Source organism: Microbispora sp. CSR-4 (genome assembly GCF_008033685.1).
Lineage (GTDB): Bacteria > Actinomycetota > Actinomycetes > Streptosporangiales > Streptosporangiaceae > Microbispora.
The window spans coordinates 22,266-37,011 of the sequence record NZ_VJVX01000010.1; the positions used below are offsets into that span (position 1 = coordinate 22,266).

The 14,746-nt window shown below is 72.1% G+C and carries 13 protein-coding genes; 9 read left to right on the forward strand and 4 right to left on the reverse strand.

Features of this window, described 5'->3' with window-relative positions:
* The first annotated feature begins 108 nt into the window (after positions 1–108).
* The gene (locus tag FLV34_RS10605) at positions 109–756 is read left to right on the forward strand and encodes a CoA pyrophosphatase (RefSeq protein WP_260617260.1); all 648 of its coding nucleotides are present in this window, start codon (positions 109–111) and stop codon (positions 754–756) included.
* Positions 757–904: 148 nt separating this feature from the next.
* Entirely contained in the window at positions 905–2,095 is a 1,191-nt protein-coding gene (locus FLV34_RS10610) for a MarP family serine protease (RefSeq protein ID WP_142647881.1), read from the forward strand.
* 9 nt (positions 2,096–2,104) lie between these two features.
* On the opposite strand, the gene FLV34_RS10615 is transcribed toward FLV34_RS10610, so the two are convergent.
* The 4 genes from FLV34_RS10615 to acs form a co-directional block, all read right to left on the reverse strand.
* Complete coding sequence (locus FLV34_RS10615; RefSeq protein WP_260617261.1) at positions 2,105–2,488, reverse strand: DUF309 domain-containing protein; 384 nt, start codon at positions 2,486–2,488, stop codon at positions 2,105–2,107.
* Between the two features lie 561 nt (positions 2,489–3,049).
* Positions 3,050–3,970 carry an alpha/beta fold hydrolase gene (locus FLV34_RS10620; protein WP_147942999.1) on the reverse strand — a complete coding sequence of 307 codons (921 nt, stop codon included), beginning with the start codon at positions 3,968–3,970 and terminating at the stop codon, positions 3,050–3,052.
* Positions 3,960–4,460: a phage holin family protein gene (locus FLV34_RS10625; RefSeq protein WP_147943000.1), complete on the reverse strand. Its 501-nt coding sequence runs from the start codon at positions 4,458–4,460 to the stop codon at positions 3,960–3,962. The genes FLV34_RS10620 and FLV34_RS10625 overlap by 11 nt, the downstream gene beginning before the upstream one ends.
* 411 nt (positions 4,461–4,871) lie before the next feature.
* Positions 4,872–6,848, reverse strand: coding sequence for an acetate--CoA ligase (gene acs, locus FLV34_RS10630; RefSeq protein WP_142647885.1), 1,977 nt, complete (start codon positions 6,846–6,848; stop codon positions 4,872–4,874).
* A 261-nt stretch (positions 6,849–7,109) separates the two neighbouring features.
* Between acs and FLV34_RS10635 the strand changes: the two genes are divergently transcribed.
* The 7 genes from FLV34_RS10635 (at position 7,110) to FLV34_RS43230 (ending at position 14,443) form a co-directional block, all read left to right on the forward strand.
* Positions 7,110–7,883, forward strand: coding sequence for a Fic family protein (locus tag FLV34_RS10635; protein WP_142647886.1), 774 nt, complete (start codon positions 7,110–7,112; stop codon positions 7,881–7,883).
* Positions 7,884–8,945: 1,062 nt separating this feature from the next.
* Positions 8,946–10,133, forward strand: a complete 1,188-nt coding sequence (gene ssd, locus FLV34_RS10640) for a septum site-determining protein Ssd (RefSeq protein WP_142647887.1) — start codon at positions 8,946–8,948, stop codon at positions 10,131–10,133.
* Entirely contained in the window at positions 10,130–11,338 is a 1,209-nt protein-coding gene (locus FLV34_RS10645) for a TadA family conjugal transfer-associated ATPase (protein WP_147943001.1), read from the forward strand. Before ssd ends, FLV34_RS10645 begins: the two co-directional genes overlap by 4 nt.
* Positions 11,335–12,075: a type II secretion system F family protein gene (locus FLV34_RS10650; protein ID WP_142647889.1), complete on the forward strand. Its 741-nt coding sequence runs from the start codon at positions 11,335–11,337 to the stop codon at positions 12,073–12,075. Before FLV34_RS10645 ends, FLV34_RS10650 begins: the two co-directional genes overlap by 4 nt.
* 42 nt (positions 12,076–12,117) lie before the next feature.
* Positions 12,118–12,873, forward strand: coding sequence for a type II secretion system F family protein (locus FLV34_RS10655; protein WP_240971433.1), 756 nt, complete (start codon positions 12,118–12,120; stop codon positions 12,871–12,873).
* A 704-nt stretch (positions 12,874–13,577) separates the two neighbouring features.
* Positions 13,578–13,838 carry a DUF4244 domain-containing protein gene (locus FLV34_RS10660; protein WP_142647890.1) on the forward strand — a complete coding sequence of 87 codons (261 nt, stop codon included), beginning with the start codon at positions 13,578–13,580 and terminating at the stop codon, positions 13,836–13,838.
* 11 nt (positions 13,839–13,849) lie between these two features.
* Positions 13,850–14,443: a TadE family type IV pilus minor pilin gene (locus FLV34_RS43230; protein WP_147943002.1), complete on the forward strand. Its 594-nt coding sequence runs from the start codon at positions 13,850–13,852 to the stop codon at positions 14,441–14,443.
* Positions 14,444–14,746: the final 303 nt, after the last annotated feature.

Below are 14,746 nucleotides of genomic sequence, written 5' to 3' on the forward strand. Positions count from 1 at the left end.
AGTCGGGAAGTTCGGACGCTCTCGCGTGGTTGTACGGCACGCCCGGGTCCGCGCATGCCCTATGTGACGGTGTGGTGTGACGACACGGGTGACGATGTGGAGGTGGTCGTGGCTCCCCCTTGGCTGACGGAGCTGGCCGCGAAGGCCGCGCACAGCCCTGTCCCCACCGCGTTGCGGCCTCCCGCGAACGGCGCCGGCCGTTCGGCCGCGGTGCTGCTGCTGTTCGGCGAGGGGCCCGAGGGGCCCGACATCCTTCTCATCCAGCGCAGTTCGAAGGGCCGCACGCACGCCGGCCAGCCCGCGTTCCCCGGCGGCGGCGTCGATCCCGATGACGACGGCCCGATCGGCGCGGCCCTGCGCGAGGCCCAGGAGGAGACCGGGCTCGACCCCTCGGGCGTCGAGGTCGTCGGCACCATGCCCGAGCTCTACGTCTGGCGCAGCGACAACCGGGTGACGCCCGTGCTCGCCTGGTGGCACACGCCCTGCGCCGTGCACGCCGCGTCCCCCGACGAGGTCGAGATCGTCGAGCGCGTCCCGGTCGCGGAGCTGGTGGACCCCGCCAACCGGCTGCGGCTGCGCCACCCGCGCGGCGTCGGCCCGTCCGTGGCGTTCCGCGTACGCGGCCTGCTCGTGTGGGGGTTCACCGCCGGCGTGCTGGACGGCGTGCTGACCGCGGCCGGCTTCGAGCGTCCCTGGGACCGCTCACGGATCGAGGATCTTCCCCCCGAGGTCGTCGACCTGGCCGCGCGAGGCTGAGCCCGCGGGGCTGAGCCCGCGGGGCGCCCGTACGCGGCATATGCGGGGACATGTGCCCACGTAATCGGGGTGTTCGTACGCCGCGTATGGCGACGAGACCCGGCAGAGGCCCGCACACGACGACTGGCGTGCCTATACCGTGGAAACTGTGCGCGGCGATCTTCTCGATCTCATCCTGATCGGCCTGGTGGTGGCCTTCGCGGTATCCGGTTACCGGCAGGGCTTCATCATCGGGGCCTTCAGCTTCATCGGATTCGTCGGCGGCGCCATCCTGGGCCTGTTCATCGCACCGCCCCTGGCCGGAGCGATCGTCAGCGGTGACATCGAGAGGGCCCTGTTAGCCATCGTCATCGTCTTCCTGGCCGCGACGATCGGGCAGTTCGCGTCCTCGACCATCGGCGCGGTGGCCCGCAGCCACGTCACCTGGGAGCCGGCCAAGGCGGTCGACGCCTTCGGCGGCTCGGTCGCCAGCGGTCTTTCGGTTCTGGTCATCGCCTGGCTGATCGGCTCCCTGATGGTCTCGATGAGCATCGGCCAGCCGCTGATCAAGGACCAGATCAACGGATCGGTCGTGTGGCAGACGGTCGACGAGGCCATCCCCGACGGCGTGGGGGCACTGCAGAAGCAGTTCAGGGACTTCGTCAACACCTCGGAGTGGCCGCAGGTCATCACCTCCATCGGCGGCCAGAACGTGCCCCCGCCCGACCAGACCCTGATCAACAGCAGCCCCGCACTCGTGCGGGCCCGCAGGGCGATCGTCAAGGTGCAGGGCACCGCCCCGAGCTGCCGCAAGCGCATCGAGGGCACCGGGTTCGTCTACGCGCGCCAGCGGATCATGACCAACGCGCACGTCGTCGCCGGAGTCACCGAGGGCCTGAAGGTCACCGACTACGACGGCAACCAGTACGACGCCCGGGTCGTCCTGTACAACCCCGAGCGCGACATCGCCGTGCTGTTCGTCCCCGGCCTCCCGATCAACGCGCTGCGCTTCGACATGGAAGCCGACAAGGGCGACAGCGCGATCATCGCGGGGTATCCGAAGGGACACCCCTTCACACCGCTCGCCGCGCGCATCAGGATCAAGCAGCGCGCCGAGTCGTACGACATCTACAACCAGCGCAAGGTCGAGCGCGAGGTCTATGCCATCCGGGGCAAGGTCCAGCCGGGCAACTCGGGCGGGCCGCTGCTGAGCCCGGACGGCCGCGTGTTCGGCGTGATCTTCGCTGCCGCGACCGACCAGCCCGAGACGGGTTACGCCCTCACGGCGGAGGAGGTCATGCCCGACGCCAAGGACGGCAGCGCCGCCGTCGTCCGCGTGGGCACCCAGGACTGCGACTAGGGAGCGTCCCTACGCGGGGGTGAGCCGGGTCAGGATGGCGGTGATGGCGGAGCCGGCGTCGGCGTTTCCCTCATCGATGGCGGTCGTGACCGCGTCGGCCTCCACGGCCAGGGCCCGCAGGTCCAGCCGGTAGGGCCGCGTGGAGCCGTACGCGCCGAGCCGGGCGGACCCGCGGGTCAGCAGTGCGGCGGCGCCGGAGAGGTTGCCACGCTGGATGTGCGTCAGACCGACGCATATCTGCGCGAGACCCTGCCACAACTCGCGTTCCTCGTCGGGGCCGGTCTTCCAGCGGGCCTCCAGCACCTCGTGGGCGTGGAACGGCCGGCCCGCCGCGAGCAGCTTCCTGGCCTCCTCCAGCGCCTCCTCGGCGGCGGGGGCGTAGTCGTCCGGCACCCGGGGCACTCCCTCTGTGCCTCTGGGAAGCGGCCTGCCGTACTCGTCGCGAGGGCGTGCATTGCGGGGGCGACCCGCTTCGTCACGGTCACGCATGGTCTCTCCGCAGGGCGCGTGGGCGGTTCCAAGCGGCCGAAGCCCCCGGCGACTCCCGGATAGCCCGGAGATCAACCAGGAAGTTGAGCCACTTCAGGGCACATTTCTACTATCTTCTACAAGATCACGGGTACCGATCCGGCAGCCGGGGCGGCCGCCTGGGAGCGGTCACGCTGTGGAGGGACGGCGTGCGGGACCGGCGTCGGCGGACCATTCCTGACGCCGAACGGCACGTCAGAGGCCCGATTCGACGGCGAGGCCGCAAAGCGGGGGCTCAGCGGCGGGCGTGGGTCTGACCGGGTTCGGGGGTGTGCCTTGGATGGGCTGGCGGTAGCGGCCGGGCTTCAGGGGTGGGACCCCAGGCGGGGCTCGGCGGTGGGTCCGTGATCGGGGCGCGGTCGGGCCGCTCGGCGGTCGTAGCCCGGTTCCGCGGCAGGGCTGAGCGGCGGGGCTGAGCGGCAGGGCTCAGCGGTCGGGCTCGGGGTCGGAGAGCCAGGAGATGAGCTCGGTGTTGAACTGCTCCGGGCGCTCTTCGTGCGGGAAATGCCCGGCGCCCTCGATCAGCCGCCACCGGTACGGCGCGGCCACGAACCTGCTGGAACCCTGGGCGGTCCGCGGCAGGATGCACGGGTCGAGCGCGCCGTGCAACTGCAGCGTCGGCGCCTCGATCTCCGCGCGCATCTGCCGGGCGTAGCGGAAGCCGTCGGCGCGGAGCTGCGACCGGGCGAACCAGCGGTAGTACTCCAGCGCGCAGTGCGCCACCGCCGGGAGCCGCATCGCCTCCCGGTATGCCCGTGTGACGCCGTCGCCGGGCCACTGCGGTCCGGCCCACCTCTCGACGAGCTTGCCCACCGCGGCGCCGCCCTTGCGGGTCAGCTTCCGCTCCGGCAGGAAGGGGAGCTGGAACCCCAGGGCGTAGCGGCTGGCCTTGAGCTGCCCGAGCGGGTCGGTGAACAGCGCGGAGCGCATGCGCAGCGGATGCGGCGCCGAGACGGGCACCAGCCGCCGCACCACCTTCGGGTCGAGGACGCTCATCGTCCAGCCCAGCAGCCCGCCCCAGTCATGGCCCACCACGATCGCGCTCGTCTCGCCGAGCGCGCGCACCAGGCCCGCCGCGTCGACGGCCAACGTGGGCAGGTCGTAGCCGCGCGGCGGCTTGTCGCTGGTGCCGTAACCGCGCAGGTCGACGGCGGCGGCGCGGTAGCCGGCCTCCGCCAGCGCCGGAAGCTGGTGCCGCCAGGTCCACCAGAACTGGGGGAACCCGTGCAGCAGCAGGACCAGCGGCCCTTCACCGGCCTCGGCCACGTGGAACCGCACACCGCCCGCGTGCACCGCACGGTGTGTCCAGGGGCCCTCGACCTCGATCAGCGTCTCGTCAACCGGCATCGCTCACGGACTCCCGGTGGGCGCCCACCTGCCCGGCGGTCGGGCCCGTGTACGGCGGGGGCGCCGGGGCCGCGGGCCTTGCCGCGGGAGCCGGAACCCTCTCCGGCAGCTCGTCCTCCGCCTCCTCCGGGCCGGCCAGGCCACGCAGGCTCCGTCTCGTGCGCTTCATGCCGGTCAGCCCCTTGAGCCGTCGATAGCCGACGAGGACCAGCAGCCCGGCCACCACGAGGTAGAACACCGTGACGATCGTGAACGCCAGCCAGGTGGCCAGACCCACGGCCACGAGGGCGTACGCGATCGCGAACGAGGCCAGGATGAGGCACAGGTGCCCCATGAAGGCCGCGGCGCCGAACAGCCCGGCGGCCACGCCGACCCGCTTCGCGTCGAACTTGAGCTCGGCCTTCGCCAGCTCGATCTCCGACCGTACGAGGGTCGAGATGTGATGGCTCGCCTGGGCGACCAGCGCACCGAGCGATTCGTCCTCGGGCATGAGCGATCTCCTATCTGCGACTATCAAACATCATCTCGTGCCCGTCCGCGCACGTGTACGTCAAGCCCCCTGCCTGGGGATAACCCGGTTCGAAGGACGCGGCACGCGGAGACCTGCCCGCGCACGGCCGGAATATGACGGCTCGAACGATTCGTGCGCACCGTGCTGCCTGGCACCGCGCTCTGCCTGGCACCGTGTCCCGCCTCACCGCGCGGCGCCGGGCTTTACAGCGCCTCCCCCGCCTCGCACCGCACCCTGCCTGGCACCGTGCCCCGCCGGGCCTCACAGCGCCTCGCCCTATCCGCTCCGCGCCGCGCCCTGCCGCGCCGTGGCCGGTGGCCGGTGCGGAGATGCGGAAGGCGTGGACGTCGTGCGTCCACGCCTTCCTTCACGCGGTCAGGCGGCTCGCGATCAGTCCTCGCTCTTGGCGGTGGGCAGCTTCTGCGCGATCAGGTTCATGACGGAGTCGTCGGTCAGCGTGGTGACGTCGCCGAGCGAACGGTTCTCCGCCACGTCGCGCAGCAGGCGGCGCATGATCTTGCCGGAGCGGGTCTTCGGCAGCTCGGGCACGACCAGGATCTGCCGCGGCTTGGCGATCGGGCCGAGCGTCTTGGACACGTGGGCGCGCAGCTCGGCCGCGATGTCGTCGCTCTCCTCCGCGGTGCCGCGCAGGATCACGAAGGCCACGATGGCCTGGGTGGTCACCGGGTCGGTGGCGCCCACGACGGCCGCCTCGGCCACCTTCGGGTGGCTGACGAGCGCGCTCTCGACCTCGGTCGTGGAGATGTTGTGTCCCGAGACGAGCATGACGTCGTCCACGCGGCCGAGCAGCCACAGGTCGCCGTCCTCGTCGCGCTTGGCGCCGTCGCCGGGGAAGTACATCCCGTCGAACCGCGACCAGTAGGTGTCGATGTAGCGCTTGTCGTCGCCCCAGATGGTCCGGAGCATGGACGGCCACGGCTCGCGGACCACGAGGAAACCGCCACCGCCGTTCGGCACCGAGTTGCCCTGGTCGTCGACCACGTCGGCCGCGATGCCGGGCAGCGGCTGCATGGCGGCGCCGGGCTTGGCGGCCGTGACGCCCGGGAGCGGGCTGATCATGATGCCGCCGGTCTCCGTCTGCCACCACGTGTCCACGACGGGGCAGCGGTTGGCGCCGATGTGCTCGCGATACCAGACGTACGCCTCGGGGTTGATGGGCTCGCCGACCGACCCGAGCACCCGCAGGGACGACATGTCGTACTTCGCGGGGATGTCGTCGCCCCACTTCATGAACGTACGGATCGCGGTGGGGGCGGTGTAGAGGATCGTGACCTTGTACTTCTGCACGATCTCCCAGAAACGGCCGCGGTGCGGGGTGTCCGGGGTGCCCTCGTAGATCACGCTGGTCGCGCCGTTGGCGAGCGGGCCGTACACGATGTACGAGTGCCCGGTCACCCAGCCGATGTCGGCGGTGCACCAGTAGATGTCGCTGTCGGGCTTGAGGTCGAAGACCGCGTGGTGGGTCCAGGCGACCTGGGTGAGGTAGCCGCCGGTGGTGTGCAGGATGCCCTTCGGCTTCCCGGTGGTGCCGCTGGTGTAGAGGATGTACAGCGGGTCTTCGGCGTCGTGCGGCACCGGCTCGTGCTCGGCGGGCTGACGGTCCACGAGGTCGTGCCACCAGATGTCCCGCTCGGTGACCGCGACGTCCTGACCGGTCCTGCGTACGACGAGGACGTGCTCGACGCCGGGGCACTCGGCGACCGCCTCGTCGACCGTCGGCTTGAGCGCGCTGGGCGCGCCGCGGCGGAAGCCGCCGTCGGCCGTGACGACGACCTTCGCGTCCGCGTCGTGGATGCGGCTCTTGAGAGCGGAGGAGGAGAAGCCGCCGAAGACCACCGAGTGGATCGCCCCGATCCTGGCGCAGGCCAGCAGGGTGATCGGCAGCTCGGGGATCATCGGCATGTAGACCGCGACCCTGTCGCCCTTGCCCACCCCCAGCTCCTGCAGGGCATTGGCGGCCTTCGCGACCTCCTTCTGCAGGTCGGCGTAGGTGATCGTGCGGCTGTCGCCCTCGGGCTCGCCCTCCCAGTAGTAGGCGACCTTGTCGCCACGGCCGGCCTCGACGTGCCGGTCGACGCAGTTGTAGGCGACGTTCAGCTTGCCGCCGATGAACCACTTGGCGAAGGGCGGCTTCCACTCAAGGGTGGTGTCCCAGCGCTCCGCCCACGTCAGCCGCTCCGCGGCGCGCTCCCAGAAGGCGAGCCGGTCCTGTGCGGCCTCCTCGTAGGCGTCCGCTTTGACGTTCGCGGCCGACGCCAGGTCCGCCGGGGGCTCGAACCGGCGCGTCTCGCTCAGCAGGTTCGACAGCGTCTCCTGGGTTTCCTGACCGGGGGTCTCGGTGGCCACTCCGTACTCCTTCGTAGCTTCTAAAAGGTTGTCTCTCGTTCGGCCGCCTCGGCCAAGCTGGGGTATGTCGTGTCCCACTTCACCAGGCGAGCGGTGTGAAGTACAAGTAATCGGGGTGGGGGCGTTTTGTCTGGTTACCGCCTATAACCTGCCAACTTATCGATAGGCGACAAACTGGCCGAGACCGGCGTCGCCTTCGTGCGCTGAACGGCCGCACCTCTTCGGCGAACGACCCCCTACCGGCGGGTATGGTCGGGGGCTGTGAGCGATCCCCTGGCCGTGATCGCCGGGCTGCCCGGCGTGCCCGAGGCCGTACAGGAGGCACGAGAGGCCGTCGACCGGCTCTACCGGCACCGGGTGCTGCGCCGGCGCGGACCCGAGGTGTCGGCCGAGTCGGCGCTGCGCGGCGCCCGCGCGTCCGCCGCGATCGAGGGCGTCGACGTGCCGCTGGAGCCGCTGCGCATGGGCGAGGTGACCGATCCCGTCGTGCAGGGTGCGCTGCGTGCCTCGGCCGAGCTCGGCCGGCTGGCCCCCACGTGGCGTTCGGCGCCGCGGCAGGTCCTCGCCCGGCTGCACGCGCTGGCGGCGGCGGGGCTGACCGCCGACCCCGGCAGGCCCAGGACCGCGCCCACGACCGCAGATCCGCTCGGGCTCGGCCCGGCGCCCGGGCCGGAGGAGACCGCGGCCCGCATGTCGGCACTCGCCGGGCTGGTCACGAATTCCACCGCGCCCGCTCTCGTGCTCGCCGCGATCGTGCACGCGGAGCTGGTGGTGCTGCGCCCGTTCGGCGTGGCCGACGGCCTGGTCGCCCGCGCCGCCGAGCGGCTCACGCTGGTGGAACTCGGCCTCGATCCCAAGTCGCTCGCCGTGGTGGAGGTGGGCCACGCCGACCTCGGCGACGCGTACGCCGAGGGCCTCAGGGCCTATCTCAAGGGCACGGGGGAGGGCGTCGGCACCTGGGTGAGGCACTGCGCCTCGGCGGTCGTCCACGGCGTCCGCGAGACGACGGCGATCTGCGAGGCCATGTCCCGCTGATCCGCCCCTGTCCCGTACGGCCGCCGCGTACGGCGGGCACATGGCGGGCCGCGTGGCCGACCGGCGCGGTGGGTGTTCGCGGGGGTGATGGCGCGGTGCCGGGTTCGCGGTTGTGGCGGTGTGGTGGGCGGCTGCTGGAGGCGGCGGTTCACCGCTGGTGTCGCGAGGCCGCTTGGGGCACGGTAGGCGTTCGCAGCGGTGCTGAGGCAGTGCCTGGTTCGTGGTCGCGGCGGTGCGGGGGGCGGCTGCTGGACCGGTGCTGCGTCGGGGCCTCGCCCTGGCGTACGGGGGTCGTGATGCGCACGCGGTGCGGACAAAGCGGACGGCGTCCCTGGTGTGGAACGCCGTCGCCGGTACGTGTCACCGGGCTACCAAGCGTGCACCTGATCTGTCGGAGCGGGTCAAGCCCGTCTCGACACGCCTCCCGCGGCTGGTCGCGCGTGGGTACCCGATGTCGTACACGAACCCGCAGGTCCGTAATCCCTTTTTACGTCCGTTTCCCCGGGATGGAAACCCCTAGGTCCAAGAGCTTTACGCGTCACCTTGGTCATTCCTGTATTTCTGTCCACATTCATACCGTTTGTCGCATACGAAGGGGTGAACGGTGACTCCTTGTGGCCGGTCCCCACACGCGTTGCGACCGCACCTGTCGACCTGACGCGCTGACTGTGGGAAAAATTTTTACTCAGACCGGCGAGGACCTCGACGTACCTCTCGTGATCAGGCAGCATACGGTGTGTCTCCATCCGGAATGACGTGGCTTGAGGGGGTTCGAACCCTTGCCATGTCCTGGTTACTTGTTTAAAGCTTTCTTGTAATACGGGACCGGCTCTACCCCCCCAGAGCCGGACCGCAAGGCGACCCCCGCTCTCCCCCCCGGCGGGGGTCGCCCTTTTTCTCGACCCCGTCCATGGTCTATAGCGGACGACCCGAACTGCCCCGGTCCTGTCCACAGGCCGGGCTTCGTCCACAGAACGGCGTTCGCTCGCCCGGGCCGGTCGCGGCCTCTCGCATCGTGGTCCTCCCAACCGCCGAGTCGTCCCGGACGAGAGGGAGACGCCGATGCCACGCCCACTGGCCATAACCGACGATCAGGAACTTCTCGACGATCTGCTCCGCATCGCCGCCGCCGCGGGCGTCGAACTCGACGTCGCCCACGCGGCCGCCCAGGCCCGCCCGCACTGGATGAGGGCCCCGCTGGTCGTGGTCGGTGGCGACCTGGCCGACGATCTCGCCGCCACGGGTCCGCCACCCCGGCAGAACGTGGTGGTCGTGACGCGGGCGGCCGACGACCCCGACATGTGGCGCAGATGCGTCGCGGTCGGGGCGCACACCGTGCTGGAGCTGCCCGAGGCCGAACGGCTTCTCGTGGAGGAGTTCGGCGACGCCGCCGAGCCCGTGACCAGGGCCGGCACGGTCTTGTGCGTCGTGGGAGGGAAGGGCGGAGCCGGTGCCACCGTCCTCGCGTCCTCCCTCGCGCTGACGGCGTCCCGCGGCGGGCTGCGCACACTCCTCGTCGACGCCGACCCGCTCGGCGGCGGCGTCGACGTGCTGCTCGGTCAGGAGGAGGCCCAGGGTGCCCGCTGGCCCGACGTCGTCGGGAGGGAAGGCAGGGTGAGCTTCGCCGCCCTTCAGGAGGCGCTGCCCACCTTCGGGGAGCTCACGGTGTTGTCGGCGCATCGCGGTGAGCCGGTGCGCATACCCCGGGAGGCGATGCGTGTCGTGCTCGACGCCGCGCAGCGCGGCTGCGACCTGATCGTGGTCGATTTGCCCCGCAATCTCGGCGAAGGCGAGGCCGAGGCGCTCGCCCGGGCCGCCGCGACGATCGTCGTCGTTCCCGCGGACCTGCGCGGAGCGCTCGCGGCGGCTCAGACGGTGACGCTGCTCCGGCCGGGGACCGGCGACCTGCGCCTGGTGATGCGCGCCGGGGCGCTCGATCCCGAGGTCGTCGCGGCCTCTCTGTCCGTCCCGTGCGTCGGTGTGCTCCCGGAGGTGCGCGGGCTCGTGGAGACGCTCGATCGGGGAGATCCGCCGCCGCTGCGCCGCTCTCCGCTGGGCCGCTTCTGCGCCGAACTGCTCGACTCCCTCCTCGCCGGGTCTTCCTCACCCGACCCGGCCGACCCAGCCGACCGGGCCGACCGGGCCGACAGGGCCGACAGGGCCGAGCGGACCGGCCGGGTCCGCCGAAGTGACCGGAGCCATCGGACCGACCAGAGCGGTCGGCCGTTCACCGGGGCGGGCGGCTCATGACCCGTGAAGACCCCGTGACCGTTCCCGGAGTCGCCGCCGATCTCGTTGAGGCGGTGCGCGTACGGCTCTCGCAGACCGGTGCCGCCCCCACCGCGGCCCAGGTGGCGGCGGCCCTGCGCGCGGAGCGGGCCGTGCTCGGCGACGCCGAGGTCCTCGCCGTCGCCCGAACGCTGCGCGCTCATCTCATCGGCGCGGGCCCGCTCGAAGCCCTGCTGGCCGAGCCGGGTGTCACGGACATCCTGGTCAACGGGCCGCGCGAGGTGTGGGTGGACGACGGGGACGGCCTGCGCAGGACGAGCGTGACGTTTCCGGGAGACGACGAGGTCCGCAGGCTCGCCCAGCGCCTGGCCGCGGCTGCCGGACGCCGTCTCGACGACGCGTGCCCTTATGTGGACGCCCGGCTCGCGGGCGGCGTGCGCCTGCATGCGGTGCTCCCGCCGATCGCGGCCGAGGGAACCTGCCTGTCCCTGCGGCTGCCGTCACGGCGGGCGTTCACGGTGGAAGAACTCGCCGCGGAGGGCGGAGCCGCCGTGCTCCGCGCGATCATGGCGGCCCGGCTGGCATTCCTGGTCACGGGCGGCACCGGCACAGGAAAAACAACGATGTTGAGCGCCATGCTCTCACTCGCCGGCCCGGCGGAGCGTCTGCTGCTGGTCGAGGACTCCGCCGAGCTGCAGCCCGTGCACCCGCACGTCGTACGGCTGGAGGCACGGCCGCCGAACCTGGAAGGCGCGGGCGGGGTCGGGCTGCGCGATCTCGTACGGCAGGCCCTCCGGATGCGGCCCGATCGCCTCGTCGTGGGCGAGGTGCGAGGAGCCGAGGTTGTCGATCTCCTTGCCGCCCTCAACACGGGCCACGAGGGAGGCTGCGGCACGCTGCACGCGAACAACGCCGCCGACGTGCCCGCGAGGCTGGAGGCTCTGGCCTGTGCGGCCGGGCTGTCGCGGGAGGCGGTGCACAGTCAGATCGCCGCCGCGCTCGATCTCGTCATCCACCTCGCGCGGGAGGCCGGGGGAGGCCGCCGCCGCGTCGCCGAGATCTGCGTGCTCGAACGCGGCCCGTCCGGCCTGGTGACCGCGGCTCCGGCCCTGACCTTCGATCCGGACGGCCGGGCACGCCGGGGCCCGTCTTTCGAGACGTTGCGCGCACGCTGCCCGTCCTTCGAGGCGGTGGGAGCGCGCTGCCCGGCCTCGCGGCCGTCATGACGCCGCCGGGCGGGCTGGTCCCGGCACTGGTCGCGATGCTCGCCGCCGCCCTCGCCGCCTGGGAGTGGACCGGGCCGGACGCCGGGACGACACGGCTGACGTCGCTCACACGGAGACGGCGGCCAAGGGATATGCGCGGGTTCTGGACCGCGCTCACCCGCCGCCCACGGCCGGGGGCGACGGCGGCGGCCTGGCGCGCGGCGTCCATCGAGCTGTGCCAGAGCCTGGCAGCCGAGCTGTCGGCGGGCAGGACTCCGGGAGACGCCCTCGCGCGGGCGGTCTCCTCGGTCGACCCACCCGACCCGGCGGCGCTCGCCCCGGTGGTCGCCGCCGCCCGGGACGGCGGGGATGTCGCCCAGGCGCTGCTGAACGCCGCTCCCGCCCGCGGCGGCGAGGGCCTGGCCCGGCTGGCCGCGTGCTGGCGGGTGAGCGTGGCCGTGGGCGGGGGCCTTACCGCACTGGTGGAACGGGTGTGCGCGTCTCTTCGGGAAGCACAGGCTCATCGGGAGGAGGTCGCCGCCCAGCTTTCCGGCCCCCGGGCGACCGCCCGGATGCTGGCGGGCCTGCCCGTGCTCGGCCTGCTGATGGCCGCCGGGCTCGGCATGGATCCGCTGGCGTTCCTGTTCGGCGGCCCGGCGGGGTTCGTCTGCCTGGCCGTGGGGCTCGCCCTCGACGCCGCCGGCGTCTGGTGGACCCACAGGCTCGTCACCCGGGCGGAGGAGCTGACGCTGCCGTGAACGACGGCCCCGCACGGTTGTCTGCTGAGGAGGGAGCGGGACATGATCGCTGTACTGGCCGGGCTCCTGACCACGCTGGCCATGCTGACGTGGCCGGTTGCCCGTTCGCCGGCGGCGCGGCTGAACTCCATCGTTTCGACGGCGGCGTCGGAGACGCCGGTAAGGGGGTCACCAGGCCCCGGGTCGATGAGCGAGAGCGCGGCACGCCGGGGGATGGCCGTCGCGGCGCCCGTGGGGGTCGCGCTGTTCCTGTTTCTCGGCGGCCTGATGGGGGCGTGCGCGGGGACGGTGGCGGCCATCGGCCTGTTCGTCGCCGTCCGCAGGCGGGAGCCGGCCGAGGTCAGGCGCCGCAGAGAGCGCATGGGGGCCGACCTTCCGTTCGCCGTCGATTTGATCGTCGCCTGTCTCCGGGCGGGACAGCCGATGAGCGGGGCCGTCGAGACGACCGCCGTCGCGATCGCGGGCCCGGTGGGCGAGCGCCTCTCGTGGGTGGGGGCTCAGATGCGCCTGGGCGCGCCTCCCGAGGAGGCGTGGGCCGCGCTGTCCGATGAGCCGGCGCTCGGGGCTCTGGCCAGAACGATGATCAGGGCCGCCCAGAGCGGCGCGCCGGTCGCCGACGTCCTCACCCGGCTCGCCGACGATGCCCGGCGTACGGCTCAGGCGACGGCGTCGGCCGCGGCGCGGAGGGTGGGCGTCCACGCCGTCGCGCCGCTCGGGCTCTGCTTCCTGCCGGCCTTCGTCTTCCTGGGGATCGTCCCCATGGTCGCGGGCCTGGCGGGCCAGATCCTCCTGCCGTGAGCGACAGGCCGGTTCCTCCTCCTGTGAACAAGGGGCAGAGCTCCTGCCGTGAACAGCCTGTGGACAACTTCATCCACACCTGTGGACAGCGAGCGGAGCAAATGACCCAAGAGCTCACCATTCGCTAGTCGTCTCTCCATATTCGGGGGTGCTGTCGTTGTGGACAACTACGGCTGCGGCGTTCTTGTCCACAGAACCGTGCTCGGTCCGAATTCGGCCATGCGCGATCCCGCAGTCTGACCCCAGCACGGGCGGAGTGGCCGCCCCGAGCGGGATCAGGAGGACCGATGAGCAAGCACGCCGCGACCGGCCGGAGGAGCCAGACGGGCACGACCCTCCGGCGGCGAGACAGTGGCGCTGTGGGTCGTCACAGGGCGCGGCCGGCACGATGGGCGGTGCTCGTGCGCTCCGCACGAAGGGCACTGCTCGGCCGCTCCGGGCCCACATCCGCGTTCAGTCGCCCCGGGCGCGCGCCCGTGCTCAGGCGCGTCGTCCGCTCTGGGCGCACGTTCCTGTCCACCCGCTTCAGCCGCACGTCCGCGTTCACCCGCTTCGGCTGCCCCGGGCGCATATCCGCGCTCACGGGCGTCGTCTCGGCGCGTATGTCCGTGCTCACCAGCTTGGGCCGGTCCGGACGTACGTCCCTGTTCACAGGCTTCGGCCGTTGGGCGGGATTCGGCCGGCTCCGGAACGCCGTGCGAGCGATGGGTGGCGTCTCGCGGAGGTCGTACGCCGCGCTGCGGCGATCGGTCGCCACGGCCTCGCGCCGTGCTCGGGAGCTGTCCGTTCAGTGGGCGGTGCAGGCCCGGACGAGGGCCGACGCGGGCATGTCCACGGCGGAGTACGCCGTCGGCACGATAGCCGCCTGCGGGTTCGCCGCACTGCTCTGGAAGGTGGTCACCAGTGCCGAGGTGAGGTCGATGCTCGCCGCGCTCATCCAGAAGGCGCTGAAGCTGGCCGCCTGAGTCTTCCGGCGATGCGCTGCTGTGCGTGGCTGCCGCGACGCCGTGTGGCGGACGTGCGGCTCTGGCGGAGGCTCCGGCGGGATCGTTGGGCGACTCGGCCTGGGTCACGGAGGCTTCGTAGCGCAGCCAGAGGGTCGGTGACGGCGGAGACCGCTGTCGCGCTTCCGGCCCTCGTGCTGGTGCTGACCGCCGCACTGTGGGTGGTGGCGATCGTGGGCGCGCAACTGCGATGTGTCGACGCGGCCCGGGCCGGCGCACGGGCGGCGGCGCGCGGAGAGGTGGCCGAAGAGGTGCGCGAGGCAGTCCTGCGACTGGCTCCGGAGGGCGCCACGGTGACGATTCGCGTGGGGGCGGACACCACCCGGGTCGAGGTCGTGGCGACCGTCCGGCCGCCTTTCAGGACGCCGCTCCCGCCGGCTCGCCTCCGGGCCGCCGCTGTCTCGAGCACCGAACCCGGCGTTCTTCCGCCGCTGTCCGCGCCCGCGCGGGTGACCCGGTCTCCGGGCTTCCGGGAAGACCTGGCCGCTCCGAGACCAGGCGTACGCGACCGACCAGGCATGCGCGACCGACCAGGCATGCGCGACCGACGGGGCGAACGCGGATGACGAAGCGGCGGCGAAGCCACAAGAACGCAGCCGGAAGCGGCCCTGAGTCCGCAGGAACCGACTCAAGGATCGGCTCATCATGCACTCGGCGCGAATACAAGACCACGCGGCCCCAGACACGGAGGCCCAGACACGGAGGCCCAGACACGGAGGCCCAGACACGGAGGCACGGACCCGGAGGCCCGGACATGGGGCCCGGACATGGAGACCTGGACATGGAGCCCTGGCATGAAGACCTGGACACGAGGCCCGGACATGGGGGGCTCGGACCCGGAGGCCCGGACTCGGACGATCTGGCATTGG

What these genes read in the sequence shown, in the direction of transcription:
- FLV34_RS10620 (WP_147942999.1), bottom strand. Translation starts at nt 3,970, where the DNA reads ATGCCGGTTGACGAGACGCTGATCGAGGTCGAGGGCCCCTGGACACAC.
- FLV34_RS10625 (WP_147943000.1), bottom strand. Translation starts at nt 4,460, where the DNA reads ATGCCCGAGGACGAATCGCTCGGTGCGCTGGTCGCCCAGGCGAGCCAT.
- ssd (WP_142647887.1), top strand. Translation starts at nt 8,946, where the DNA reads ATGCCACGCCCACTGGCCATAACCGACGATCAGGAACTTCTCGACGAT.
- FLV34_RS10645 (WP_147943001.1), top strand. Translation starts at nt 10,130, where the DNA reads ATGACCCGTGAAGACCCCGTGACCGTTCCCGGAGTCGCCGCCGATCTC.
- FLV34_RS10650 (WP_142647889.1), top strand. Translation starts at nt 11,335, where the DNA reads ATGACGCCGCCGGGCGGGCTGGTCCCGGCACTGGTCGCGATGCTCGCC.
- FLV34_RS10655 (WP_240971433.1), top strand. Translation starts at nt 12,118, where the DNA reads ATGATCGCTGTACTGGCCGGGCTCCTGACCACGCTGGCCATGCTGACG.
- FLV34_RS10660 (WP_142647890.1), top strand. Translation starts at nt 13,578, where the DNA reads ATGGGTGGCGTCTCGCGGAGGTCGTACGCCGCGCTGCGGCGATCGGTC.
- FLV34_RS43230 (WP_147943002.1), top strand. Translation starts at nt 13,850, where the DNA reads ATGCGCTGCTGTGCGTGGCTGCCGCGACGCCGTGTGGCGGACGTGCGG.